This window comes from Dermacoccus sp. Ellin185, from assembly GCF_000152185.1.
In the GTDB taxonomy this organism is placed as follows: domain Bacteria; phylum Actinomycetota; class Actinomycetes; order Actinomycetales; family Dermatophilaceae; genus Dermacoccus; species Dermacoccus nishinomiyaensis.
The window spans coordinates 84,666-111,389 of record NZ_AEIQ01000099.1 but is presented as its reverse complement, the minus strand read 5'-3'; the positions used below and the strand labels follow the sequence as shown (position 1 = coordinate 111,389).

At 70.0% G+C, this 26,724-nt stretch carries 19 protein-coding genes and 1 riboswitch; of the genes, 17 read left to right on the top strand and 2 right to left on the bottom strand.

The window, feature by feature from the left end:
* Together HMPREF0321_RS11600 and HMPREF0321_RS11595 are read left to right on the top strand one after the other, a co-directional pair.
* A partial coding sequence (locus HMPREF0321_RS11600) for a helix-hairpin-helix domain-containing protein (RefSeq protein ID WP_006946607.1) occupies positions 1 to 247 on the top strand: 247 nt, incomplete at its 5' end.
* Positions 244 to 2,730 (top strand): ComEC/Rec2 family competence protein, encoded by a 2,487-nt coding sequence (locus HMPREF0321_RS11595; RefSeq protein WP_006946584.1) that lies wholly within the window; start codon positions 244 to 246, stop codon positions 2,728 to 2,730. The genes HMPREF0321_RS11600 and HMPREF0321_RS11595, both read left to right, overlap by 4 nt.
* Here the strand turns inward: HMPREF0321_RS11595 and HMPREF0321_RS11590 are convergent.
* A complete protein-coding gene (locus HMPREF0321_RS11590) occupies positions 2,721 to 3,653 on the bottom strand; it encodes a LysR family transcriptional regulator (RefSeq protein WP_006946558.1) in 933 nt (310 codons plus the stop codon). The genes HMPREF0321_RS11595 and HMPREF0321_RS11590 overlap by 10 nt on opposite strands.
* Positions 3,654 to 3,723: 70 nt before the next feature.
* Between HMPREF0321_RS11590 and HMPREF0321_RS11585 the strand changes: the two genes are divergently transcribed.
* On the top strand, positions 3,724 to 4,557 hold the full coding sequence (locus HMPREF0321_RS11585) for a Sir2 family NAD-dependent protein deacetylase (protein WP_006946605.1): 834 nt from the start codon (positions 3,724 to 3,726) through the stop codon (positions 4,555 to 4,557).
* A 90-nt stretch (positions 4,558 to 4,647) separates the two neighbouring features.
* On the opposite strand, the gene lexA is transcribed toward HMPREF0321_RS11585, so the two are convergent.
* Positions 4,648 to 5,364, bottom strand: a complete 717-nt coding sequence (gene lexA, locus HMPREF0321_RS11580) for a transcriptional repressor LexA (protein ID WP_006946650.1) — start codon at positions 5,362 to 5,364, stop codon at positions 4,648 to 4,650.
* 336 nt (positions 5,365 to 5,700) lie between these two features.
* Between lexA and HMPREF0321_RS15025 the strand changes: the two genes are divergently transcribed.
* The 14 genes from HMPREF0321_RS15025 to HMPREF0321_RS11510 all read left to right on the top strand — a co-directional run bounded on the left by HMPREF0321_RS15025 (position 5,701) and on the right by HMPREF0321_RS11510 (position 26,496).
* On the top strand, positions 5,701 to 6,129 hold the full coding sequence (locus HMPREF0321_RS15025; RefSeq protein ID WP_139023642.1) for a LysM peptidoglycan-binding domain-containing protein: 429 nt from the start codon (positions 5,701 to 5,703) through the stop codon (positions 6,127 to 6,129).
* Positions 6,130 to 6,442: 313 nt separating this feature from the next.
* Complete coding sequence (gene nrdR, locus HMPREF0321_RS11570; protein ID WP_006946570.1) at positions 6,443 to 6,901, top strand: transcriptional regulator NrdR; 459 nt, start codon at positions 6,443 to 6,445, stop codon at positions 6,899 to 6,901.
* Positions 6,902 to 6,981: 80 nt separating this feature from the next.
* The gene (locus tag HMPREF0321_RS11565) at positions 6,982 to 9,909 is read left to right on the top strand and encodes a vitamin B12-dependent ribonucleotide reductase (protein WP_006946589.1); all 2,928 of its coding nucleotides are present in this window, start codon (positions 6,982 to 6,984) and stop codon (positions 9,907 to 9,909) included.
* Positions 9,910 to 10,072: 163 nt separating this feature from the next.
* A complete protein-coding gene (serA, locus tag HMPREF0321_RS11560; RefSeq protein ID WP_040014956.1) occupies positions 10,073 to 11,269 on the top strand; it encodes a phosphoglycerate dehydrogenase in 1,197 nt (398 codons plus the stop codon).
* A 303-nt stretch (positions 11,270 to 11,572) separates the two neighbouring features.
* A complete protein-coding gene (locus HMPREF0321_RS15020) occupies positions 11,573 to 14,413 on the top strand; it encodes an McrB family protein (RefSeq protein WP_006946642.1) in 2,841 nt (946 codons plus the stop codon).
* Positions 14,410 to 15,720, top strand: a complete 1,311-nt coding sequence (locus HMPREF0321_RS11550; protein ID WP_006946533.1) for an McrC family protein — start codon at positions 14,410 to 14,412, stop codon at positions 15,718 to 15,720. The genes HMPREF0321_RS15020 and HMPREF0321_RS11550 overlap by 4 nt, the downstream gene beginning before the upstream one ends.
* A gap of 160 nt (positions 15,721 to 15,880) precedes the next feature.
* Positions 15,881 to 17,134 carry a DUF445 domain-containing protein gene (locus HMPREF0321_RS11545; RefSeq protein WP_006946545.1) on the top strand — a complete coding sequence of 418 codons (1,254 nt, stop codon included), beginning with the start codon at positions 15,881 to 15,883 and terminating at the stop codon, positions 17,132 to 17,134.
* Between the two features lie 70 nt (positions 17,135 to 17,204).
* On the top strand, positions 17,205 to 21,167 hold the full coding sequence (gene hrpA / locus HMPREF0321_RS11540; RefSeq protein ID WP_006946608.1) for an ATP-dependent RNA helicase HrpA: 3,963 nt from the start codon (positions 17,205 to 17,207) through the stop codon (positions 21,165 to 21,167).
* A 20-nt stretch (positions 21,168 to 21,187) separates the two neighbouring features.
* Entirely contained in the window at positions 21,188 to 21,631 is a 444-nt protein-coding gene (locus tag HMPREF0321_RS11535; RefSeq protein WP_006946632.1) for an HIT family protein, read from the top strand.
* Between the two features lie 73 nt (positions 21,632 to 21,704).
* Positions 21,705 to 22,634: a PAC2 family protein gene (locus HMPREF0321_RS11530; protein WP_040014953.1), complete on the top strand. Its 930-nt coding sequence runs from the start codon at positions 21,705 to 21,707 to the stop codon at positions 22,632 to 22,634.
* A gap of 127 nt (positions 22,635 to 22,761) precedes the next feature.
* On the top strand, positions 22,762 to 23,448 hold the full coding sequence (locus HMPREF0321_RS11525; RefSeq protein WP_006946552.1) for an EcsC family protein: 687 nt from the start codon (positions 22,762 to 22,764) through the stop codon (positions 23,446 to 23,448).
* A 272-nt stretch (positions 23,449 to 23,720) separates the two neighbouring features.
* Positions 23,721 to 24,659 carry a hypothetical protein gene (locus HMPREF0321_RS11520; RefSeq protein WP_139023640.1) on the top strand — a complete coding sequence of 313 codons (939 nt, stop codon included), beginning with the start codon at positions 23,721 to 23,723 and terminating at the stop codon, positions 24,657 to 24,659.
* An 89-nt stretch (positions 24,660 to 24,748) separates the two neighbouring features.
* Positions 24,749 to 24,857: riboswitch (SAM riboswitch) on the top strand.
* Between the two features lie 34 nt (positions 24,858 to 24,891).
* Entirely contained in the window at positions 24,892 to 26,064 is a 1,173-nt protein-coding gene (locus tag HMPREF0321_RS11515) for a homoserine O-acetyltransferase (protein ID WP_083607268.1), read from the top strand.
* A 69-nt stretch (positions 26,065 to 26,133) separates the two neighbouring features.
* Positions 26,134 to 26,496, top strand: coding sequence for a universal stress protein (locus HMPREF0321_RS11510; RefSeq protein ID WP_006946612.1), 363 nt, complete (start codon positions 26,134 to 26,136; stop codon positions 26,494 to 26,496).
* The last annotated feature ends 228 nt before the right edge of the window (positions 26,497 to 26,724 follow it).

The window sequence follows — 26,724 nt, the reverse complement described above, 5'->3', positions numbered from 1 at the left end:
GGCCGTGGCGGGCCCGACTGCTCCGGGAGCGCCCGGTGGCGGGGCCGCGGCCGGGGGCGTCGTCAACGTCAACACCGCGGACGCGACATCGCTCGACGCGTTGCCCGGGGTCGGGCCGGTTCTCGCGCAGCGCATCGTCGAGTGGCGTGAGAAGAACGGTCGGTTCTCGAGCGTCGACGAACTCGGTGAGGTCTCCGGTATCGGCGACAAGATGCTCGATCGCCTGCGCAGCAAGGTCACCGTGTGAGTCTCGGCGGCCACGACATGCGGTTGTTGTCGGCCGCGTGCGTCGCCTGGGCGGCCCTCGCCACCCTGCTCTCGGCTCGCCCCGACCCCGCGATCGTGGTCGTCGTCCTCGCCCTCGTGACGATCGTCGCCGGGGCCCTCGCGTTCGGGACGCGCTTGCCTGGTCTACGGGCGGACCAGTCAGCCCGAGCCCGGCACGAGGGCGAGGATGACGAGAATCCGGCGTCATCCCACGGGTCGGGGTGGGCGCTCTGGGCGCTGCTGGTCATCGCGCTGACGACGATCGTCCTCGCTGCGGCGCAGGTGACGTTGGCGCACGAGGAAGCCGGGCCGGTGACGACGCTGGCCCGTGACCGCGCCGTCGCGACACTCGAGGCGAGAGTGACGGGCCAGCCGCACCGGGTCGTCGGCGCCGGAGGCGACGAGCGCTTCGTCGTCCCGGCCCAGATCGACCGCATCACGGCGCGCGGACGCACGCAGGAGGTCGCGACGCCCGTCATCCTCGTCGGCGATCGTCGGTGGACGAACCTCACCTGGCAGTCCCACCTGCGGGCGCGCGGGCGTCTGGCCCCATCGCAGCGTCTCGGGGCGGCGCGCGCCGTCGTGCAGGTCAACGGCGCCCCGGACGTCGTCGGCGCTCCGCCCTGGGTGGTGACGACACTCGAACCTGTTCGGGCCGGGCTCGTCGGCGCCTCGTCGCAGTTGCCGGACGACCCCGCCGGCCTGTTGCCCGCGCTCGTCGTGGGCGACACGGCCCATCTACCGGACGACCTGACGGACGCGATGAACGCCACCGGCATGTCGCACCTCAACGCCGTGAGCGGTTCGAACGTGACGGTCGTCCTCGTCGCGACGATGTGGTTGTTGGGGTGGTCGCGCACGTCACGTCGGGTGCGGGTGGCCCTGGCTCTCGTCGCGCTCGCCGCGTACGTCGTCCTGTGCCGACCCGAACCGAGCGTGGTGCGCGCGGCCGCGATGGGTGCCGTGGGAGTGCTCGGCACGTCGTGGGGACGCGAACGCGCCGCCTGCCCGGCGCTCGCGGCAGCCATCGTCGGATTGTTGGTGTGGGATCCGTGGCTGGCCGTCAGCGTCGGCTTCGCCTTGTCGGCGCTGGCGACGCTCGGGCTCGTTCTGTTCGCGCGACGCTGGTCGCAGGCCCTGCTCACGAAGCTCGGTTCGCGGCGCGGCCGGTTCGTCGACGGGATGGTCGAGATCACCTGCGTCCCGCTCGCCGCGCAGGCGCTGTGCCTGCCGGTGCTCGTCGCCCTCAATTCGTCGGTGTCGTGGGTCTCGATCCCCGCGAACGTCGCGGCCGAGCCGTTCGTCGCGCCGGCGACGCTCGGTGGCATGATCGTGTCGACCGTCGCCGTCATCGCTCCGACGCTCGCAGGGTGGCTCGTGTGGTTGCCGGGGCTGCCCACCTGGGTGATCTGCGCAGTGGCCCGCCTCGCTGACGCCGTCCCCGGCGGCTCGGTGCCCTGGCTGCCGGGGCTGGCCGGAGTCGTGCTCGCCATTGTCGTCGTGGTCGTGCTCCTGTGCGCGTGGCGGGCCATCGTCTTCACCGGTCGCTTCGGTCTCGTCGCGCTCGGGGTCGCGGGGGCGCTCCTGGCGGCTGTGCTCGCGCCGTTGCCGGGGGAGTCGGCCGCACCGCCCGCGTGGGTCTATGCGCAGTGCGCGGTGGGTCAGGGGGATGCCGCGCTCGTGCGCACCGGGGCGACGCGCGCCGTCATGATCGACGTGGGGCCTGCCGACGGCCATCCCGCGCAATGCCTCGAGCGTCACGGCATCACGACGCTAGACGCCGTCATCCTCACCCACTTCCACGCCGACCACGTGGGCGGACTGGCTGAGGTCTTGCGTGCTTCCGACGCTCCGGTGGCGGTCCTCGGAACGTGGGTCATGGAGGGCGCTCAGGAGAGCGAGGGACTCAAAGGCCGCGGTACAGCGGCGTCGTCACGATCGCGCGGCGAGCAGGGCGCGTTGGGTTCGGTGCAAGCAGCGCTCGAACAGCCTCGGGCTTCGCTCGGGGCGCTCGCACCGGGACAACGCCTCGTCATCGGCGAGGTGACGATCGAGGTGCTGTGGCCGCGCCGCGTCATGACGGAGGGGTCGGTGCAGAACAACGCCTCACTCGTGCTCGACGTATCGGCGCCCGCGTATCACGCGCTCATGCTGGGCGATTGCGAACGTGAGGCGCAGGCCGCGGTGATCGAACAGGTGCGTCAGAGCGCCCGGCGACGCGCGTTCGACCTCGTCAAGGTGGCGCACCACGGTAGCTCCAACCAGAACGAGCGCCTCTACGAGGCGGCGGCCGCGCGTCAGGCCGTGATCGGGGTGGGCGCCGGCAACGACTACGGTCACCCGACGAAGAAGACGCTCGAACTGTTGGCCCGGCACGACGCGCGGGTGTGGCGTACCGACACGCAGGGTGACGTGGACGCCCTCGCGACGGGTGGCTCGATCAGCCTGCAGGCTCAGCGATGAGCGTGCTGCGCGCTCGGCACCCGTGCTGCCGCGTCGGCGAGGGCTTCGAGGGTGGCGGTGACGGCGGGGACCCGCTGCAGGTCGGGTGTCGTCACGGCGAACACGCAGCGCCGGCTCGACGGCAGCAGCGGCAACGTCACGACGTCCGGATGAGAGGTGGAGCGCAGGATCAGCTCGGGAATGAGCGCGACGCCGAGGCCCTCCGCGACGAGGCCGAGAACGGTGACATAGTCCTCCGTCTCGAACGCGACGTCGGGCGCGTAACCGGCGCCCTGGGCGAGGCTGACGAGGTGGCCACGGCATCGGGGGCACCCCGCGATCCACGAGGCGTCGCTGAGCTCCTCCATGCGGACGCTCTCGGCTGCGGCGAGGGGGTGATCGCGCGGGACGGCGAGACGCACGTCGTCGTGCAGGAGCCCGCGGGTGAGGAACGGGTCCAGGTCCTCGCCTGCGGGGAGCGGGTCCGCGTCGTCGTACGTGAACGCCACGGCGACGTCGCAATCGCCGGCACGCAGGCTCGCCAGGGATTCCGGGGGTTCGGCCTCGGCGAAGCTGACCTTGACGTCTGGGAACCGCTCCTTGACGAGTGCGAGGGCGCGCGGGACGAGCGTTGACGATGCCGACGGGAACGCCATGAGGCGCACCCGCCCGGCGCGCAACCCCGCGATGGCGGCGACCTCACCCTCGGCGGCCTCGAGGGCACTGAGGACGGGCGTCGCCGTGCGCGCCAGCACCTGCCCGGCCTCCGTCAGCCGCACCGAGCGGCCGAGGCGCTCCACGAGAGCCGTCCCGGTCTTCTCCTCGAGACGGCGCACCATCTGCGACACGGCCGGCTGAGAATAGCCGAGAGCGGCAGCGGCGGCGGTGAAGCTGCCCTCGTCGCTGATCGCCTTCATGACGCGGAGCCCGGCTGCATCGATCATGCACCAAGAATAACGTGCTCTTATCCATTGTTGAGACAATCGAACGCAGACCTATGGGAGGGGCAGGACGATGAGCGGCGTCGCGGAACTGACCGATTTCGTGCGCGCGGGAGGGCTCTTCGTCCTCACCGGCGCGGGCATCTCGACCGAATCCGGCATCCCCGACTACCGGCGCCCCGACGGCACGCGCCGCACGGTTCCCATGACATACCAACAGTTCCTCGCCACCCACGAGGCGCGTCAACGGTACTGGGCGCGCAGTGCCGTCGGCTGGGAGATCTTCGACGCGGCGGAACCCAACGTCGGGCACGTCGCGCTGGCGCGACTGCAGGGTGGCGACCTCGTCGATCACCTCGTGACGCAGAACGTCGACGGCCTTCATGCGCGTGCCGGTGCCCGCGACGTCACCGAGCTGCATGGGTCGCTCGAGCACGTCGTCTGCGTCGCGTGCGGGACGCGGGAAGGGCGCCGTGGCTTCCAGGTACGCCTGCGCGAACTCAACCCCCAGCTGCCGACGCAGGCGCGCCTGCTCGCCGACGGCGACGCGGACGTCGCGGTCGAGCTGGAGCGCGGTGTCATTGTGCCGGCGTGCCTGCGCTGCACGGCCACGACGGTGAAGCCGGACGTCGTCATGTTCGGTGAGTCCGTCGCTCCTGAGGTCGTGGAGGCGCAGATGCGGGCACTGGAACGCTGCCGGGGCGTGCTCGTGCTCGGCAGTTCGCTCAAGGTGATGTCGGGTTACCGGTTCGTGCTCGCCGCCCTCAAGCAGCAGAAGCCGGTCGCCCTCGTCGGGCTCGGCGCGATGCGTGGCGAGGAGCGGGTCGACCTCGTCGTGCGCGAACCCCTCGGCCCGACCCTCACCGCCGTGTGCGACGCGCTGGGGCTCGACCTCGCGACGTCCTGACGTCTCGGCGTCGAACGTCGGGGCGCAGAAGGGGCTGAGAGTCGAGTTGCAACCACACGCTGGACCGATCCGCGCGGCGGGGCCAGCGCCTCAGATGCTGCGCAGGACGGCCGTGACCTTGCCCATGATGCTCGCGTGGTCGCCGTCGATCGGGGAGTAGGCCTCGTTCGCGGGCATGAGCCACGTCTTGCCCTCGCTGCGGCGCAGCGTCTTGACCGTGGCCTCCGAGTCGAGCAGTGCCGCGACGATCTCCCCGTTGGCGGCGTCGGCCTGGCGTCGCACGACGACCCAGTCGCCCTCGCAGATGGCCGCATCGATCATCGAGTCGCCGACGACGCGCAGCAGGAACAGCTCGCCGTCACCGACGATCTGACGCGGTAGCGGGAAGACGTCCTCGACGGCCTGCTCGGCGAGGATCGGGCCACCGGCCGCGATGCGGCCGACGACCGGCACGTATGACGGCGTGGGTCGCTCGTCGCCCGAGCCCGTCTCGTCGTGCTGCGACTCGGATAGCGCAGACACGGCGTTGCCGCGGTAGCCGCGGGTCGCCGCACCCGAGTCGGGGGAGACGACCTCCATGGCGCGCGGGCGGTTCGGGTCGCGGCGCAGGTATCCCTTGCGCTCGAGTGCGGCGAGCTGATGGGCCACCGAACTCGGGCTCGTCAGACCGACGGCCTCGCCGATCTCACGCAGGCTCGGGGGGTAGCCGCGCTCGTCGACGGAACGTCGGATCACGGTGAGCACCTTGTGCTGGCGTGGCGTCAGCTTGCCCGGCGTGCGCTCCTGCATCGAATGAACGTCACCCATGGTGTGACCCTCCTGGTCCTCGTCGCACGTCGGTGGTCGCGGTGGCGACACGTGCACCCTCCGGCGGGGCGAAAATGCCCGCCATGACGGGGTTGTCGGTGCGCGGTGCTTGTGTATCTGACATCACCCACAGTACGCGGTGTCGCACACAGTTTTCAAAAATGTGTACGAAGAAATCCGTGCGCGCCGTTCGAAAGCACGTTCGGGTGTCGTACAGTTGTTCTATCGCACGCGTGTTCGATCGGTCCCTCCGGGCTGACCGGGTCGTGTGAGGAAGCCGCACCGGTGACGGTGTGGCGGCGCCTCGGGGGTGTCCCGAGAGAAGGAGTGGTTTCGATGGTTGCTTCGAGTACTGCAGTTCGACGTGAGCCCGTGCTGGGTTCGGGTGTCGACGTGCGCCGCGTGGCGCGGGTCGACGCTGCGGCATCCCGCTCGCACCTCCACCTCGTGCCCACGGGTGGCGCGGTGCAGGTCGTCACGAACTCTCAGAGCGTTCGTTTCGCCCGTCGTCGCTTCACGGCCGTGTGCGTGGCTCTCGTCGTCGTGGCGGGGGCCATCCTCGCGGGCCGGGCGATGGCGAGCGGTGTCGACGGTACGCAGCGGCACGAGGTCACAGTTCGCGCGGGGGAGACGCTCTCGCAGATCGCGGCGCGTGAGATGCCGGGCGTGCGCAACGACCAGGCGGTCGCCGCGATCGAGCACGAGAGCAACCTCGGCTCGTCGCAGGTGCAGGCCGGCCAGAAGGTGATCATCCCCGCACCGTGAAGTGTGACGATCGCCATCGTCGTGTTCGAGGGTTCGAGGGGGCGTGAGTCGCCTCCCCCCCGGCTGGCGCAGGATTCCGCGGCGCACGAGTGGCGGGGGTCGTCGCTAGGCTGCGCAGGGCGAGTAGACGCGGCCTCGGTGCTGTTGCGCGTCGGGTCTCAGGGGCCTAATATCTCTACATGTGGGGATTTGGCCCCCGCTTCCCCCTAGATGTTGATTCGCCTCCGCTGATGTGCATCTGCGCTCTGAGGCCGGAATCCCGGGGTGGAGCGCCGTCGTCCCGAGTGTTCCCAGCCCCGTCGGAAGGTTTGACGTGCACTGTCCGTTCTGCCGCAACACCGACTCCCGCGTCGTCGATTCGCGCTCGAGCGAGGACGGCACCTGCATCAAGCGGCGCCGTCAGTGCCCGAACTGCGGCAAGCGGTTCTCGACGATGGAGACCGCAAGTCTCACGGTCGTCAAGCGTTCCGGGGTCAGCGAGCCGTTCTCGCGCGACAAGGTGATGTCCGGGGTTCGCAAGGCGTGCCAGGGCCGCCCGGTCACCGACGACCAGTTGGCCGTTCTCGCCCAGCAGGTGGAGGAGTCCATTCGCTCGAAGGGCGCCGCCGAGATCGACGCCCATGACGTGGGCATCGAGATCCTCGGGCCCCTGCGCGAACTCGACCACGTCGCGTATCTGCGCTTCGCCTCCGTCTACCAGGCCTTCGAATCGCTCGAGGACTTCGAGACGGCGGTCAGCGAGTTGCGTCAGTACGCCGCCTCGGCGTCCTGACCCCGCGCGCCTGCCGAGGGCGCGCCCCCCAGATCACCCTCACGTACCAGCTCACCCCACCTGCCAGGAGGCTCACGGTCATGACCGAGACGACGAAGGCCCGCGCCAAGACGGGACGCCGCACCGGCGGCGTCACGATCGAACGCATTTTCACCACGCCCGGCGTGCACCCGTACGACGAGGTCACCTGGGAGAAGCGGGACGTCCTCCAGCAGAACTGGAAGACGGGCGAGACGATCTTCGAGCAGTCGGGTGTCGAGTTCCCCGACTTCTGGTCGCTCAACGCCTCCACCATCGTCACGACCAAGTACTTCCGTGGCGCCGTCGGCACGGACGCGCGTGAAAGCTCCCTCAAGCAGCTCATCGACCGCGTCGTGCTGACCTATGCCAAGGCCGGGCGCGACAACGGCTACTTCGCTACCGACGAGGACGCGGAGATCTTCGAGCACGAGCTCACCTACGCCCTGCTGCACCAGGTGTTCTCGTTCAACTCGCCCGTCTGGTTCAACGTCGGTACCGCGAGCCCGCAGCAGGTCAGTGCGTGCTTCATCCTGTCGGTCGAGGACTCGATGGATTCGATCCTCAACTGGTACAAGGAGGAGGGCTTCATCTTCAAGGGTGGCTCGGGCGCCGGTCTCAACCTCTCCCGCATCCGCTCCTCCAAGGAGCTGCTCTCCTCGGGCGGCACCGCATCCGGCCCGGTCTCCTTCATGCGCGGCGCCGACGCCTCGGCCGGCACGATCAAGTCCGGTGGCGCGACGCGTCGCGCGGCCAAGATGGTCGTCCTCGACGTCGACCACCCCGACATCGAGGAGTTCATCGAGACGAAGGCGCGCGAGGAGGACAAGATCCGCGCGCTGCGTGACGCCGGGTTCGACATGGACCTCGGTGGCCGCGACATCGTCTCCGTGCAGTACCAGAACGCCAACAACTCGGTTCGTGTGAACGACGAGTTCATGCAGGCGGTCGTCGACGGCGGCAGCTTCGGTCTGCGCGCCCGCGACACCGGTGAGGTCATCGAGACCGTCGATGCGCGTGAGCTGTTCGACAAGATCAACAAGGCCGCGTGGGAGTGCGCCGACCCGGGCGTGCAGTACGACGACACGATCAACGCGTGGCACACCAACCCCGAGACGGGCCGTATCACGGCGTCGAACCCGTGCTCGGAGTACATGTCGCTCGACAACTCGAGCTGCAACCTCGCCTCGCTCAACCTGCTGAAGTTCCTCAAGGAAGACGACACGTTCGACGCGGCGACATTCGCCAAGGTCGTCGAACTCGTCATCACGGCGATGGACATCTCGATCTGCTTCGCCGACTTCCCGACCGAGTCGATCGGCAAGACGACCGTCGACTACCGCCAGCTCGGCATCGGGTACGCCAACCTCGGTGCACTGCTCATGGCGACGGGCCACGGTTACGACTCCGACGGTGGCCGCGCCCTGGCGGCCTCGATCACCTCGCTGCTCACGGGTGCCGCCTACAAGCGCTCCGCGGAGATGGCGGCCGTCGTCGGCCCCTACGCCGGCTACGCCCAGAACAGCCAGGCGCACAACCGCGTCATGCGCAAGCACCGCGCGGCCAACGACGAGCTGTCGTCGCACAAGGACATGGGTGCGATGGCGAGCGACATCCACGCCCTCGCCACGAAGGCCTGGGCCGACGTCGTCACGCTCGGCGAGAAGAACGGCTTCCGTAACGCGCAGGCCTCTGTCCTCGCCCCGACCGGCACGATCGGCTTCATGATGGACTGCGACACGACGGGTATCGAGCCCGACTTCTCGCTCGTCAAGTTCAAGAAGCTCGTCGGGGGCGGTTCGATGCAGATCGTCAACCAGACGATCCCGCGTGCGCTGAAGAAGCTGGGCTACCAGGACGAGCAGATCGAGGCGATCGTCGAGCACATCGCCGAGAAGGGTCACGTCATCGACGCGCCCGGTCTCAAGCCCGAGCACTACGAGATCTTCGACTGCGCCATGGGTGCGCGCGCCATCTCGCCGATGGGCCACGTGCGCATGATGGCCGCCTGCCAGCCGTTCCTGTCGGGCGCCATCTCGAAGACGGTCAACCTGCCCGAGACCGCGAGCGTCGACGACATCGCCGAGGTGCACCTCGAGGGCTGGAAGCTCGGCCTCAAGGCCATCGCCGTCTACCGCGACAACTGCAAGGTCGGCCAGCCGCTGTCCGACGGCAAGGCGGAGAAGAAGTCCGAGCCCGCCGCGACCAGCACCGAGACCGCGGCTGCGGAGAAGGTCATCGAGTACCGTCCGGTCCGCAAGCGTCTGCCGAAGCGTCGCTCGTCGCAGACGACGTCGTTCGCCGTTGGCGGCGCGGAGGGCTACCTCACCGCCGGCACGTACGAGAACGGTGACCTCGGCGAGCTGTTCCTCAAGTTCGGCAAGCAGGGTTCGACGCTCGCCGGTGTCATGGACGCGTTCTCGATCGCGGTCTCCATCGGCCTGCAGTACGGCGTGCCACTCGAGACGTTCGTCGAGAAGTTCACGAACCTGCGCTTCGAGCCGGCCGGTATGACGGACGACGCCGACGTGCGCATGGCGCAGTCGATCATGGACTACGTCTTCCGCCGCCTGGCGCTCGACTACCTCGACTTCGACACGCGCTCGTTCATGGGCATCCACACCGCGGCCGAGCGTGCGCGTCAGCTCGAGACGGGTTCCTACGCTCCGAGCGAGGGCGACGACGAGAGCTTCGACGCGGAGTCGAACTCGCAGACGGCCGCCCCGGCCCGTCAGGAGCGCGCGGGTACCACTGCGCCGGCAGCTCCGACGACGTCGGAGGAGGAGCATGCCGACGAGGTCATCTCGGGCTCGGGTGCAGCCTCGGCCCGTGAGGTGAGCAACGAGATCCACAGCTCCACCGAGCTGCTCGAGAAGTTCCAGGGTCACGCCGCGGATGCGCCGATGTGCATGACGTGCGGGACGAAGATGCGTCCGGCCGGTAGCTGCTACGTGTGCGAGGGCTGCGGAAGCACCTCCGGCTGCAGCTGATGCTTCGCTGAGGCATGAAGGCAGGCGTCGCCGGTGACGAGAGTCATCGACGGCGCCTGCCGTCTTGCCCGCTGAGATGGATCGTCCTGCGATCGCCTCGATGAAGTCTCATGATGTGAGCGACGCGTCAGGTCGTCGTCACCGCCAGCGAAAGGAACCGGCCGTGAAGGCACTGCTGCTCGAGAACGTGCACCCCCTGGGGGAGGCGCTGCTGCGCGAGGCCGGCTTCGAGGTCGACATGCGCATCGGCGCGATGGACGAGGACGAGCTGATCGAGGCGCTGCAGGGCGTCGACCTGCTCGGCATCCGCTCCAAGACCGAGGTGAGCGCGCGCGTGCTCGACAATGCGCCCGACCTGCAGGCGATCGGGGCCTTCTGCATCGGCACGAACCAGATCGACCTCGCGCACGCCGCGGGGCGGGGCATCGTCGTGTTCAACGCACCGTTCTCCAACACGCGCTCGGTCGTTGAACTTGCCATCGCCGAGATCATCATGATGGCGCGCCGCCTCAGCGAGAAGGACCGCGCGCTGCACGACGGGGTGTGGCACAAGGACGCGAAGGGCAGCCACGAGATCCGCGGCCGCAAGCTCGGCATCGTCGGGTACGGCAACATCGGCTCGCAGCTGTCGGTCGTCGGGGAGATGCTCGGCCTGCAGGTCTACTTCTACGACACCGACGACAAGCTCGCCCTCGGCAACGCGACACGCTGCTCGTCGCTCGAGGAGCTGCTGTCGATCGCCGAGGTCATCACGCTGCACGTCGACGGGCGCTCCGGCAACGCCGGTTTCTTCGGCGCCGAGCAGTTCGCCGCGATGCGCCCGCGCTCGTTGTTCCTCAACCTCTCGCGCGGCTTCGTCGTCGACTACGACGCGCTCAAGACGCATCTCGAATCCGGTCACATCGCCGGTGCGGCGGTCGACGTGTTCCCGACCGAGCCCAAGAAGAAGGGCGATCCGTTCGACTCACCGTTGCAGGGAATCCCCAACGTCGTGCTGACGCCGCACATCGGCGGCTCGACGGAGGAGGCGCAGGAGGACATCGGACGATTCGTCGCCGCGAAGCTGCGCGACTACGTCCAGCGTGGTTCGACGACGCTCAACGTCAACCTCCCGTCGCTCAACCTGCCCGAGCGCCCGGGTCAGCACCGCATCGTGCATTTCCACAAGAACGTGCCGGGTGCGCTGGCGCGCATGAACGGCATCCTCGCCGAGCACGGCGTCAACATCGAGGGTCAGATGCTCGACACCGCCGCGGACACCGGCTACGTCGTCACCGACGTCGTCTCCCAGCTGCCCGACGCCGTCCTGGACCAGCTGCGCGCGATGCCGGAGACGATCAGGCTGCGCGTCGTGCGCTGAGCCGCACCGACCTGCCGCGACCCGTCCCGCGACGGTGTGCGGGTGCAGCGTCAGCGGCCCCCGAACCGCCCCCGCGAAGCGCGTACCCGCGCCATCGCGTGGTCGTCGGCGCCTTCGGACGTCCTCTCTCGAGCCACCGGACGCACACCGTCCGAGGGGTGAGTCGCAGGCTAGACTGGCCGGCAGAACCGACGACGCCGCAGCGGCAGGCTCCGCGTCGCCGAATGCCCCCTTCGACGCAGGTGGCGGCGGCCCTCGCTGAGGGTTTGCCGTGCCGGGAGTGACGGTGTGATGCAAGCCCCCATGACGTGGTCCGACGAGGCTGCGGATGGCCAGCACGAGACCGATCTGGGTCGGTGGCGGAGCACGTACGACCTCATGGCCGAGCACGTCGAGGCCGACCCCGCGTTCGTCGCGTCGTGGCAGCAGTTCGACGCGCTCGCGCACGCCCGCGACGTCGAACTGAGGGCTGACGTCGAGGCGATGATCCGTCGCCCCGACATCGAGCGCTTCGCCGAGGCCCTCGCGCAGTGGGGCGCGCGGCCGGGCCCATATGTCGGGGCCGGCCCGCTCGCGCGGCACTGGCTGCCGCGCGTCGTAGCGCACCGCGTGGACCGCCTCGGCGAGCTCGAGGACGTGCTGGCGAAGGTGCTCGTCACCCCGACCTCGCTCGACGAGGCAGGCACGTCGATCGCGCGTCTCGAGGACGTCATCGGATCCGGTGGGCCTGATCTCGCGCGCGTGCCGACGTTCCTGTCGCTCGTGTGGGCCACCTCCGGCCAGGGGGACTGGCCGGTGCTGTGGCCGGGTGGGGCGGACGCGTTCGCTACCCTGGGGTGGATGGGGCGCCACCTCACGCACGCCGAGCGCTACGTCGACTTCGTGACGCTGTGCCGTGCGTTCAGCCCCGCCGGCGCCTACCGGGCGCAGCGCGTCGTCACGGCGCTGGGCGAGAAGCCGGCGTTCGTCGGCTTCGGCGCGGCGCTGCCTGCGCTGGCGACCGAGTCGACGCAACTGCACCGTACTTTCGAGCAGGGAGTCGGCTATCCGGACGGCGAGTCGGAGGCCCGCGCCGCGTCCCTGGCGCTGCAGTTGCGCGGTCATGCCGCGCTGGTCGCGCGTAGCCTGCACGAGCAGCTCGAGCGCGCCACCGGCGTCAAGCTCGCCGAGACGAGCCTGCAGACCCGGACGGAGGCGTCCTCGCGCGCGGCCTACCGCAGCGATTCGCACTCGACGTGGCTGCTGCCCGCGAGCAGCGGGGGAGCGCCCGCCCTGCGCGTGTGGATGACGAGCTCCGGCATCGCCGTCGGGCTGATGTCGGGCTGGGATCCCGCGGCGGGCGCCGAACGTCACGAGGAGCTCGGCTCGCGGCTCGAGCAGAACCTGCCTGCCGGTCTGGAGTTCATCCATCTCGGCCCGGCCGGCGCGCCGGACCGCCTGACGCCGACGGGGGCGTCGTACGAGGGCGGCGAGGTGTTCGTCGGCCGCTGGTTCCCGCACCCCGACGGGGTGGGGCGGCGCAGCTTCGCCGCGGACGTCGAGGACACCGTCCGCCGCGTGCTGCCGCTGGTCGACACGATGCGCGGCTCCGATGCGCCCGTCGAGGGCATCGACGAAGAGCTCGCCATCGCGCTGCGCACCTTCCTGGCCGACCGTCCGTACCCGGCGGAGCGCGATCAGTGGCACGTCGAGCAGCGCCGCACCTTCGCGGCCTCGCTCGAACCCGAGGCGCTCGCCGCGTTCGACCTCGCGACGTTCAAGCGCATCATCGCCGGCGGCGCCTACGGGTCGACGGGCACGCACAGTGTCCTCGACGCGCGCCTCGCCGCGCTCGATGCGCGTGGCCTCGAGAACCTCGCGCGCTCCCTCACGCACCTGCTGTGGGGTGAGGGCGATGACGCCGACCGCATCGACGCCGTCATCGACCCCGAGGGCGCCGACGAGGTCGCGCTCGACGAGGCGGTCGCGATGAAGCTCCTGGCGATCGCGCACCCGCACCGCTACCTGCCCGTGTACGCGATGACGGGGCGTGACGGCAAGGTCGCTCTCGCGCAGGCGCTCGGTGTCGTCCTGCCGCGCCGGCGCGAGTTGTCGCGTGGTCGGCTGCAGGTCATCGCCGCGGACCGGTTGCGTGGCAAGCTCGAACCGTTGCTGCCGAACGACCCGTGGGGGCAGGTGCAGTTCGCGCTGTGGCTGCTGCGCAAGGGCGAGACGAGCGTCGACCCCGAACGAGATCTCATCGCCGAGGCGGCGGCGGATCTGCTCGTGGACGAGGAGTTCCTGCGCGAGATCGACGAGTTGCTGCAGGACAAGAAGCAGCTCATCTTCTACGGTCCGCCCGGGACGGGCAAGACGTTCATGGCGCAGCGATTCGCGGCGGCCCTGCAGCCCGACCCGACGAAGCGCGCCGTCGTGCAGTTCCACCCGTCCACGTCGTACGAGGACTTCTTCGAGGGCTTCCGCCCGCGTCTCGACGCCGCTGGCGCAATGGTCTACGAACTGCGCAAGGGGCCGCTGGCGCTCATGGCCGAGGCCGCCGAGGCCGACCCGACGACGCCGCACATCATGGTCATCGACGAGATCAACCGCGCGAACCTGCCGCGCGTCTTCGGTGAGCTGCTGTTCCTGCTCGAGTACCGCTCGCAGTCGGTCATGACGAGCTACCGGCCCGACGAGGGCTTCCAGCTGCCCTCGAACCTGTACTTCATCGGCACGATGAACACGGCCGACCGTTCGATCGCCCTCGTCGACGCTGCGCTGCGACGCCGCTTCCACTTCCTGCCGTTCATGCCGCACGAGGGCCCGATGGAGGGGCTGCTGGCGCGCTGGCTGAAGCGCGAGAACGGCCCCGTGTGGGTGGCGGGCGTCGTCGATCGGGTCAACGAGGAGCTGCGTCAGATCCTGCGCGGCCCGCACCTGCAGATCGGCCACAGCCACTTCATGGTGCGCGACCTCGACGACGCCGCACTCGCCCGCATCTGGAAGTACGGCGTCTACCCGTTCATCGAGGATCAGCTCTACGGGCGCGAGGATGTGCTCGCGACGTTCACCTGGGAGGCCGTGCTCGAACGGCACGCCCAGGCCGCGCATGCTGACGACGACGCGGCGCGCGCCACGGACGACGCGGCGCCCGAGGGGCCATGACGGCGCTCGCGGTCGGCGCGCTCGCGCCGGACGAGCGCGTTCGCCTCACCCTGGCGGAGCACTCGCGTTCGGAGCCGGTCCGCGTGCCGAGCAGCGCGCGTCGCGCCTTGTTCTCGGTCGGCTCGGATCGGGTGAGGTTGCTTGCCACGGCCGATCCGGAGGCCGTCGTTGTCGAGACGACGTCGTGGGTCGGCACGGTCAGCGTGCCCGGTTTCGAGGTGCGCATCGTGCCGCACGTGCCGATGGCGTCGATCTTCGCGATGCTCGGCGGGCAGGACGCGTCAATCGCATGGGGGAGTGAGACGAGCGACTTCGCGGGTGACGGCGAACTGCTCGACGGCTCGGCGCTCGTCGTCCTGCGCGCTGTCGAGGCGGCGACGCGCCGCGGGCTGCTGCACGGGTATCGCACGCGCGAAGAGGAGAGTTCGACGCTGCGGGGCCGCCTGCTCCTCGACCAACTCGCCCGCAGACCGTGGACGGTCGGCGCCCCGGTGTGCCGGTTCGAGGAGTTCACGTCAGACGTCGTCGAGAACCACCTGCTGCGCGCGGCCGTCGTCCGCGTGCTCGGCGCCCCCGGCCTCAGCCCGCAGACGCGGCGTCTCGCCGTCGAGCTGCTGGCGCGGTTCGACGGGGTCGCCGACGCCGATCCGCGGGAGTTGGCGCTCGAGATCCCGTTGACGCGGCTCAATGCGCACTACGAGCACGCGATGGGTCTGGCGCGTCTCGCGATCGACGGTTTCGCGATCCGTCACGACGAGGGCGAGCGCGGTGCGAACGCGTTCCTCGTCGACGTCGACCTCGTCTTCCTGCGCTTCGTCGCCACCGAGCTGCGGGCGCGGTTGTGGCCCGCGCATCGCGTCGAGCAGGCCGAGGAGCTCGCGCTGGACGACGCCGCGTCGCTGCGCGCTACCGCCGACATCCTCGTGCGTGACGCGAGCGGCCCCCGCCTCGTCATCGGCACCCGTTACCACCTCGGTGACGACGACGTGCCCCGCCGCACGGGTGACCCGCTGCACCTCATGACGGGCGGTGGTCGCGACACCGCGCGGACTCCTCGCGACCCGGCCGCCGCCGTCGCGAACGACGCGGCCGCGTTCTTCCCGGTCATGGTGCAGGCCGCCTCGCTCGACCTCGACGCAGCACTCGTCGTCTATGCCCACGCGCGGCGCCGCCCGGCGAGCCGCATCCGGATGCCGGCGACGCGGGCGAGCGTCCACTCGTGGCACGTCGACCTCGACGCGTCGTGGCGTCAGCTGAGCGATGGCCTCGACGATCTCGCGGCGCACGTGCGGCGTCTGTGCGGGTGACGGGCGCCGAGCTCCTGCGCACGCCCCCTGCGTCTCCTCTCACCTGAGACGCCGCCACGTCACCCCGCGGCCGCCACGCACCGGCGTCCGCAGTGCGCCCTGAGCGAAACCCGGTGCCGTCGAGGCGGTGCGCGAGCTAGAGCCCGACTATCGTGGCGGCGTGTCCACGACGATGAACCTGGCCCCCGCCGATCTCGAACGCCGTGCCGCGCTGCGTCGCATGCGCCTCGTGGCGACGGGGCTGCTCGTCCTCGCGGCCGTCATCTACATCCTCACGCACGGCCATGGCGGGGCATGGGGGTACGTCAACGCGGCGGCCGAGGCTGCGATGGTCGGTGCCGTCGCCGACTGGTTCGCGGTGACCGCGCTGTTCCGTCACCCCCTCGGTCTCAAGGTGCCGCACACAGCCATCATCCCGACACGCAAGGATCAGCTGGGCAAGAGCCTCGAGGAGTTCGTCGCCTCCAACTTCCTCACCCCCGATCTCGTGCGCGAGCGCATCCGCGGCGTCGACGTCCCGCGACGCGTCGCGGCCTGGGTCGAACGCCCCGGTCAGGCCGAGCGGCTCGTCGCCCAGATCACCCCACAGCTCAACAAGGCGCTCGAGAGCCTCGACGAGGACGAGGTGCGCCACTTCCTCGACGCCGTCCTCATCCCGCGTCTGCAGCTTGAGCCCATCGGCGAACTCGCCGGGCACCTGCTCGAAGGGGTCGTCGCGGACGGCACGCACCACGGGTTCGTCGACGTCTGCGTCACCGAGATGCACGTCTGGGTGAGCGAGAACAAGGATGCGGTGACGCGCATCGTCGGGGCGAAGGCGCCGTGGTGGTCACCGCAGTGGCTCGACGACGCCGTCGTCGACCGCATCCACCTCGAGATCGTCAAGTGGCTCGCGGAGGTGCGCGACACACCCGATCACGCGATGCGTCGCGCGATCGACGCGTTCCTCGCTCGCGCCGCGCACGACCTGCAGCACGACGAGAAGACCCAGCAGCAGGCGGAGAACCTCAAGCAGCGCTTCCTCACCCACCCCAGCGTCGCCGACGCGGCCCTGAACGTGTGGTCGTCGGTGCGTCGGATGCTCGGTGACGCTCTCATGGATCCTGACGGCGAGCTGCGGGCGCGGATGGTCCACCACCTGCGGGCGCTCGCGCAGCGCATCCGCACCGATGACGCGCTCCACGCGAGCCTCGAACGTCGCCTCGAGGACGTCGCAGCCGCCGGCGTCGAGGGATACGGCCACGAGATCACGGCCCTCATCTCCTCGACGGTCGAGCGCTGGGACGCGCAGGACGCCTCCGAACGCATCGAGTCGTTCGTCGGGCGCGACCTGCAGTTCATCCGCATCAACGGCACCGTCGTCGGCGGCCTCGTCGGCCTCCTCATCTACACGCTCAGCCAGCTCCTGCCCTGACGGCGGGGGCGCTGGGCCCTGCCCGAACGCGCGCGGCCATCACCGGCGCGCGTGAGAAAATGAGCGAATCGTGAGTACTCCAAGACCTTCGCAACCTTCCTCGAACGGCGATCCGGCGACGCCCGGGCCGCCGCTCGCCTCATCGTCCCGCCGGCGCAGGCCGAGCCGGAGCAGAGCGAACGCGTCACCCCGAGGGGACGAACCGGCCCTGGCCGCCGAGGCCATCCCCGACCCCACATCGGAAGCAGCGTCGTACGTCCTGCGCTACCCGGGCCACCTGCCTGTCGTCGAGGCGAAAGACGAGATCCTCGAGGCGATCCGCGACCACCAGGTCGTCATCGTCGCGGGCGAAACGGGTTCGGGCAAGACGACGCAGCTGCCGAAGTTCTGCCTCGAACTGGGGCGCGGGCGCGCCGGCGCCATCGGCCACACCCAGCCGCGACGCATCGCGGCGCGTTCGGTCGCCGAGCGGCTCGCCGAAGAACTCGAGTCGCCGCTCGGTGAGACGGTCGGCTATCAGGTGCGCTTCGTCGACGAGTCGTCGAAGAAGACCCGTGTGCGCGTCATGACCGACGGCATCCTGTTGTCGCAGATGCAACGCGATCGGGATCTGCGTCAGTACGACACGCTCATCATCGACGAGGCGCACGAACGCAGCCTCAACATCGACTTCATCCTCGGCTACCTCAAGCAGTTGCTGCCGCGGCGCCCCGATCTCAAGGTGATCATCACGTCCGCGACGATCGACCCGGAGCGCTTCGCCGAGCACTTCGCCGGCCCGGACGGGCCCGCGCCGATCATCGAGGTCTCGGGGCGCACCTACCCCGTCGAGACGCGGTATCGCCCCCTCGTGCGCGAGCTCGCGCCGAGCAAGCCGGGGGAGGACCCCAAGCTCGAGGACGTCGATCAGGTGACGGGCATCGTCGAGGCCGCACAGGAGCTGTGGCGCTCAGGCAGCGGTGACGGTTCGGCGCAGGACATCCTCGTCTTCTGCTCCGGTGAGCGCGAGATCCGCGACGCCGCGGACGCGCTCAAGGGCGCTGACTGGGGGCGCGCGCGTCACGACGTCGAGATCGTGCCGCTCTATGCGCGCCTGTCCGCCGCCGAGCAGCATCGCGTCTTCGCCCCGCACCACGGGCGACGCATCGTCCTGGCGACGAACGTCGCCGAGACGTCGCTGACGGTGCCGGGCATCCGCTACGTCATCGACACCGGCACCGCGCGCATCTCGCGCTACAGCCAGCGCACGAAGGTGCAGCGTCTGCCGATCGAGCCGATCTCGCAGGCCTCCGCCCGTCAGCGCGCCGGCCGGTGTGGCCGTGTCGCCGACGGCATCTGCATCCGGTTGTACTCGGAGGAGGATTTCGCGTCCCGCCCGGAGTTCACCGACCCCGAGATCCTGCGGACGAACCTCGCGAGCGTCATCCTGCAGATGACGTCCCTGGGCCTCGGCGACATCGCGCGCTTCCCGTTCGTCGACGCGCCCGACGCCCGCCAGATCAAGGACGGCCTGGCGCTGCTCGAGGAATTGCACGCCCTCGACACCACCGCTCAGGGGCCGCGCAAGAAGCTGACTCCGACCGGCCGCACCCTCGCGCGCCTGCCCGTCGACCCGCGGCTCGGACGCATGCTCGTCGCCGCCGCCGAGAACGGCTCGCTGCGGGAGGTACTCGTCATCGTCGCGGCGATGTCGATCCAGGATCCGCGTGAGCGCCCCGCGGACGCGCAGGCCCAGGCGGATCAACAGCACGCCCGGTTCAAGCACGAGAAGAGCGACTTCCTCAGCTACCTCAACCTGTGGAACTACGTGCGCGAGCAGCAGCGCGAACTGTCCAGCAGTGCCTTCCGGCGCCTGTGCAAGCGCGAGTACCTCCACTACCTGCGGCTGCGCGAATGGCAGGATCTGCACGGTCAGCTCAAGGCGGCGTGCAAGCAGGCCAAGCTGTTCATGAGCGACAACGCCGCGAGCGAGGATGCCGTCCACCAGGCGCTGCTCACGGGTCTGCTCAGCCACGTCGGGCTGCGGGATCGTGAGAAGCGTGAGTACCTCGGCGCCCGTCAGGCGCGTTTCGCGATCCAGCCCGGCTCGACGCTGTTCCGACGCCAACCCGACTGGGTCATGGCGGGCGAGCTGGTCGAGACGACCCGCATGTGGGCGCGCACCAACGCGGTCGTCGACCCCGCCTGGATCGAACGGGCGGGCGCCCACCTCGTCAAGCGCTCGTATGCCGAACCGCACTGGGAGCGCTCGCGCGCGGGGGCCGTCGCGTCCGAGCGGGTCACGCTGTACGGCATCCCGATCGTCGCGGGCCGCAAGGCGGCCTACGGCGCGATCGATCCGGAGGTCTCTCGCGACCTGTTCATCCGTCACGCTCTCGTCGAGGGTGACTGGGATGCGCAGCACCAGTTCCTCAAGGACAACGCGGCGCTGCGCGCGCGCTTCGCCGACCTCGAGGCGCGCGCCCGACGGCGTGACCTCGTCGTCGACGACGACGTCCTGTTCGACTTCTACGACGAGCGCATCCCGGCGGACATCGTCTCCGGGGCGCACTTCGACCGGTGGTGGAAGAACGAGCGTCGCACGAACCCGAGCCTGCTCACCTTCACCGAGGATTTGCTCGTCGCCGACGACGCGGACGCCGTCGACGAGTCGGCCTACCCGAAGTCGTGGCGGCAAGGCAGTCTCAGGCTCAAGTTGACGTATCAGTTCGAGCCGGGTGCAGACGCCGACGGCATCACCGTGCACGTGCCGCTGCCGGTGCTCAACCAGGTCGAGGATCACGGGTTCGACTGGCTCGTGCCCGGTATGCGTGAGGAACTCGCGACGGCCCTCGTGAAGTCGCTGCCGAAGAACATCCGACGCAGCTTCGTCCCGGCTCCCGACCATGCGCGGCGGGCGCTGGCGCTCATGGATGCCCAGGGTCGCCCGGGTGAGGTCCCGTTCGCCGACGAGCTGGGCGAGGCGCTGTTTCGTCTCACCTCGGTACGTGTGCCCGCGGGGAGTTGGGACCCGGGGAAGCTGCCCGACCACCTGAAGGTCACGTTCAGGGTCGAGGATGAGCGGGGCCGCAAGATCCGTGAGAGCAAGGATCTCGCGGCGCTGCAGGACGAACTCGCCGGGCGTCTGCGTCAGTCGATCGCGAAGGCGGCCGGAGACCTCGAGCAGCAGGGGCTGACGCAGTGGACGTTCGGTGAGCTGCCCCGCCAGTTCACGAAGTCGGCCGGCCGCCAGCGGATGACGGGCTTCCCGGCTGTCGTCGACCACGGCCGTGACGTCGCTGTCGAGGTGCTCGGCACCGAGTCCGAGGCGCGCCAGGCCACTCGGCTCGGCACCCGCCGTCTGCTGCTGCTCAACACGCAGGTGCCGTGGAAGCGAATCCTCGGCCTCATGAGCAACCGGCAGAAGCTCGCGCTCGGCAACAACCCGCACGGTTCGATGGACGCCCTCATGGACGACGTCCTCGCGGCCGCCGTCGACTCCGTCATCGAAGGCATGCCCGGGCGCGAAGTGCGCGACGCAGAGCAGTTCGACGCGGCCCTCACGGCGATCCGTCAGCAGGTGGCACCGCTCGTGCTCGAGGCGGCCGAGAAGCTCGCGCCCGTGCTCGAGCACGCCGCCGAGGTGCAGCTCGGGCTGTCACGATTGACGGCGCCCGCGGCGAAGGCGTTGCACGACGACGTCGCCGCTCACCTCGTCGCGCTCATCCATCCCGGTTTCGTCGCCGAGACCGGGTTGGCGCGCCTCGGTCACCTCGATCGCTACGTGCGGGGAATGCTCGAGCGGCTCGACAAGGGCGTCACCGATCTCGTGCGTGACGCCGACCGCGCCGACCTCGTCGCGACCGTCCGACGTGAGTACGACGACATGGTCGCCGGGCTGCGCCCCGAGCGCCGTGGGGACGCCGACGTGCTCGACATCCGCTGGATGATCGAGGAGCTTGCCGTCAGCCAGTTCGCGCAGCGTCTGGGCACCGCTCACCCGGTGTCCGAGAAGCGGATCTACAAGGCGATGGACGCTGCGGAGGCCCGCTGATCGGGCGTAGGTTGGAGGCCATGGCGAGCATCTTCAGCAAGATCATCGACGGCGACATCCCGGCGCACTTCGTCTGGCAGGACGAGGTGTGCGTGGCGTTCCTCGTCATCGACCCCATCACCGACGGGCACACGGTCGTCGTGCCGCGCGGGGAGATCGTCGAATGGACGCAGGCGCCGCCGAGCATCTTCGCGCATCTCACGGGTGTCGCGCAGATCATCGGTCAGGCGCAGCAGCGCGCGTGGCAGGCGCAGCGCGTCGGCCTGCTCGTCGAGGGGTACGAGGTGCCGCACCTGCACCTGCACGTGTGGCCGACGCAGAGCCCGGCCGAGTTCGACCCGCACGCCGTCACGCGCGGCCAGGACCAGCAGATCCTCGCCGAGAATGCCGAGGCGCTGCGGGCGCAGTTGCGCACCGACGGTCATGCCGAGACCGTTCCGGACGCCGCGTCGCCGCAGACCTGAGTGGCCGCGGCGTGGGGGAATCATCCCCGCGCGCGGGGCGTTGAACGGTGAGCACCTGACGAAGGAGTACGACGTGCTTGATCCCACGCAACTGTTCCGCATCGAGACCGACACCCCGCTCGCCGAGCAGAGCGCCTCGACCCTCGTGGTCTCGCTGGGCGGTTTCATCGACGCGGGCAACACACAGAAGTTGATGACGGCGCACATGCTGGGCACGCTTGAGCACACGGTCGTCGCGTCGTTCGACGTCGACCAGTTGCTCGACTACCGCGGTCGCCGCCCGATGATGACGTTCGATCGCGACCGCTACAGCGAGTACGACGACCCGGCTCTCGTGCTGTACCGCCTCGTCGACGCCGAAGGCACGCCGTTCCTGCTGCTCGCCGGCCCCGAGCCCGACTACCAGTGGGAGCGCGTCAGCGAGGCCGTCCGCATCCTCGCGGCGAACCTCGGCGTCTCGCTCATGGTGAGCGCGCACGGCATCCCGATGGCGGTGCCGCACACGCGCCCGGTCGGTTTCACGCGTTTCGCCTCCGATCAGCGTCTGCTGACGGAGAACGAGCCGCTCTTCGGCAACGTCCAGGTGCCCTCGAGTGCCGAAGGGCTCATGCACATCCGGCTCGCCGAGGCGGGCATGGACACCGCAGGTTTCGCGATCCACGTGCCGCACTACCTCACGCAGGTCGAGTTCGCGGACGCCGCGCTCGCCGCGCTCGAGGCCGTCTGCGGGCTGACGGGGCTGGCGATCCCCGCTCAGGAGCTCGCCGCGATCGCCGGGCTGCATCGCGCCGACATCGCCAAGCAGATCAGCGAGAACGACGAGGTCACCGAGGTCGTCGAGGGCCTCGAGCGGCAGTACGACGCCTTCACCGAGGGTCGTCGTCGACGCTCGCTCCTCGCCGCCGAGATGAACGACCTGCCGAGCGCAGACGAGATCGGCGCCGAGCTGGAGCAGTTCCTGCGCGCCGAGGGAGAGGATCCGGGCACCAAGGGCTCGTTGTGAGCCCGCGAGCGCTTCTCGCCGGCCGTCGGTCTGAGCCGACGGCCACGCGGGCTTCGCAACGCTCGCCTGGCTGCGGCCACCCCTGCGGTGGCTTGCCGGGCCCCCGCCAACTTGGGAGGATCACCTCATGTTCGGATTCGGTCAAGACAAGAAGGCTCCTGCAGCCCCCGAGAAATCGTCGGGCATGCTCGACTCGACGGCCAACACCCTGGCGCAGCACCTCATCTCGGTGGGCATCGGGGGCGTGGCGACGTTCAAGTCGGCCCGCGCCGTCGCCGACGAGGCGATGAAGAAGGCGGGCTCCAAGGAAGCGGCGATGGACGACGTCGTCGCATCACACACGAAGCTCGCGGGCGCGAACGGCTTCCTCACCAACCTCGGCGGTTTCGTCACGCTCCCCGTGGCACTGCCCGCGAACGTCATCGGTTTCTACACCGTCGCGACGCGCATGGTCGCGGCAATCGCCGCCATCAACGGTCACGACGTCGACGACCCAGCCGTGCGCTCGGCGATCCTGCTCGACCTCATCGGTGCGGACGCGACGCAGGTCCTCAAGGGCCTCGGCCCGATGACGGGTGGCGTCGCGACGAACGTCGCCACGCGCAAGCTGCCGCCGGCGGCGCTCGCCGTCGTGAACAAGTCAGTTGCGTTCCGTCTCGGCTCGCAGGTGGGGCGTCGCTTCCTCACGCGCATTCCGCGCCTCATCCCCGTGGCGGGCGGCTTCATCGGTGGCGGCCTCGATGTCGTCCTCATCCGCAAGATCGCCCAGTCGGCGCGTCGCGACTTCGTCGCGCAGATCCCGCCGTCAGCCTGACGTCGCCCTGATTCCACCCCGAACGCCACTCGTCTTCGACGGGTGGCGTTCGGCGTGTCCGGGCCGGTTCGGCGATGTGTCGTCCGTGCGCATCAACGGGCTTCCGGGCGACGATCTGACGGGCCCCGAACCCCCGCCTGGCCTTGCTCGAACGGCCCACTCACCCACAGGTGTGACGGCTACGGCCCGTTTCGCGGCCCGCAGGATGCCTCGTCCACAGGTTTGTGGCTCGTGGTCAGCGCGCGGGTGGCGTCATGGGTTTCGCTGGGGGCATGAAGACAACAACACGACTCAAGGGCCTCAGCGCCCTGGTGGCAGCCCTTCCCGATCTCGTCGGCTCCGAGAGGGCGGGCGCCGTCATCGTCCTGTTCGAACGTGACGGTGCGCTCGCGGGGGTGCTCGGCTGGGCGGACGATGCGTGCGACGGGGAGACGGCGCACATGCTCGACGTCGTCGCTGAGCGGCGCGCGACGATGGGTGCGCAGGCCGCCATCGCCATCGCCTATCGCTGCGAGCCGGGCCGCGTCGACATCGCGGCCCTCGCGAAACGCATCGAGCGCCGCGTGCCGCTGCACCACGTCCTCGGTGCCAGCGACGAGCACTGGTGGGCCATCGAATGCGAGCTCGGCTGCTGTGACGGCGCGATCCACGAGATCCCGTCCCTGTCAGAGCAGACCCGCGAGCAGCTTCGCGACGTCCGCCGCGGCGGCGAGGCCATGGCCGCCACCGCGCGCCCCGTTCCCAGCGTCGTCGACGTCCGAGCCGCCTGGGCACGGTTGTGCGACGTCCCCGACACCGCGTCGGGCACCCGGCGACGCTCCCGCAGCGCCGACCTGCAGGTGCTCGCCGACGCTGTCGTCGACGGCCCGACGCGCGATGAGATCCTCCTGTGCGTCGCACCCGAACTGTTTCGTCTGCTGAGCCCGGGCACGCCGCTCGGCGAGCCTGGCCCGCTGATGACGAGCGCGTGCCTGCGAACTTGGCTGCCGCTCGTGCCGCGCCACGGCCGCGCCGCGTGGAAGGCCCTCGAGGCCGCCGCGACCTGGCGCGAAGGCGACCTGCGGGGAGCCGGTGCGTGCGCCGCGGCGTCGCTGCGCATCGGGCGGACGTCATTGGGGCAACTGCTGCGCGACATCACAGGCACGGGGTTGTCGTACGAGCAGGCCGTCGGTGCGCTCCACACGAAGGCTCGGCAGAGTTCCGTCGCCTGACGAGCGTGCCGGTTGTGGGAGCGCGCCACATCGTGGACGTCGCCGCGCGGGCGATGGAAGCCGCGGGCAGGGCCGCCTACTCTGTCGCAGGTCAAGAGTTTCAGCGACACAAGCCCCGGCTTGCTGAGCGGCAACCCTCCCTCGCGGCGGGGTGCCCCGGGTGACGACAGGGCCGCCCGTGGGCGGCAAGCGCGAGAGGTGGGTTGCGACCCACCTCGGAATCGAGGACGTCATGGTTTCGCACCGTCGCCTCGCCGTGGCCGACCCCGCGGCGCCCCTCACCGACGACGGGTTCAACCCGCACGCACGTGCCGTCCACATCGGCACCCTGACGCTGGAGAACGGCGCCGCCCTGCCCGACGTCGTCATGACGTACGAGTGCTGGGGCGAGCTGAACGACGACGCGAGCAACGCCGTCCTCGTCGAGCACGCCCTGACCGGAGACTCGCACGTCGTCGGGCCGGTCGGCCCCGGGCAGCCGACGGCGGGGTGGTGGCCTGGTCTCATCGGCCCCGGCGCGCCCCTCGACACCGACGAGCTGTTCGTCGTGGCGATCAACGTGCTCGGCGGCTGTCGCGGCAGCACGGGCCCCATGTCGCTCGCACCAGACGGCCGGGTGTGGGGCGGGCGCTTCCCACACGTCAGCGTCAGGGATCAGGCGCGCGCCGAGGCGCGGGTCGCCGACGCTCTCGGCATCGCGCGCTTCCACACCGTCATCGGCGGCTCCTTCGGCGGGATGCGCGCCGCGGAGTGGGTGGCGACCTTCCCGCATCGGGTGCAGCGCGCCCTCGTCGTCGCGAGCTGCGCGGCGGCGGGCGCCGACCAGATCGCGTGGGGGCACACGCAGGTGCGGGCAATCGAAGCTGACCCGGATTTCCGGGGTGGCGGCTACCTCGAGCAGGGCGTCTTCCCGACGTCGGGGCTCGGGCTCGCCCGCCAGATCGCGCACACCTCCTACCGCAGCGCGCACGAGTTGCAGGAGCGGTTCGGACGCGAGTCGCAGGGAGCGGACCGCACGCTCGACGGCGGCCTGTTCGCCGTCGAGAGCTATCTCGAGCACCACGCCGCGAAACTCGTCGCGCGGTTCGACGCCATGAGTTATGTGCGGCTCACGCAGGCGATGGCGACGCACGACGTCGGCCGCGGCCGCGGCGGCATCGAGCCTGCGCTTCGGGTGTTCGGGGGTGAGCTCGTCGTCGCCGCGGTCGACTCCGATCGGCTGTTCCCGGTCAGTGCCTCCGCCGACATCGTCCGGGCTCACGGGCGCGGACGGCTGCGTCTCATCCACTCGCCGCACGGTCACGACGGTTTCCTCATCGAAGCCGACCAGATCGCGGCGCTCGTGCGCGAGGTCATCGCCCGGCCGCTCACGGCCGAGGCGGGCCGCGTCCGTCCCGTGGCGTGACGGCGGACGCTCGCGGCACCTCGGGTAGCGTGTGAGCCGATCGCCACAGTCGCAGAACAGGGGTTGCGCATGTCCGTCGTCGTCAGTTTCGCTCCGGGCCCGGAGGGTGAGGCCGCGGTGGCCGAGGCCGTGCGTCAGTCGAGTGTGCTGGGGCGCCCGCTCGTACTCGTCTCGACCGTCCCGAGCGACGACGCGCGCGCTGCCGCGCAGGAGAGTGCGGACGCGGTCGGCGGCCGCGTCGTGCAGGTGGAGGAGGGCCAGGACGCGGTCGAGGTGATCCTCGACGAGGTGGCCGAACTCGACCCGGCGCTGCTCGTCATCGGGCTGCGTCGCCGCACGCCCGTCGGCAAGCTGATCCTCGGTTCGAGCGCTCAGCGGCTGCTGCTCGACGCGCCGTGCCCCGTCCTCGCGGTCAAGCCCACAGCGCACTGATCTCGCGCTGCTCCCAACCCCGGCCTAACGCGCTTGCGTCAGGTCGGGAACACCCGCGCACGCAGGGGCGTTGAACCCCGTGATTCTGCGGTTCTCGACCCAGAGTTCTATAATGGTGAAAGAAGCGACGCGGGGGATCGAATCAGGCACCACGGTGCCAGGCGAGCTCAGGTGAGTCTCGGGCAACCGGCTCTCGTCGGATCCCGCCCCCGTGGTTCGTCTCTTCCC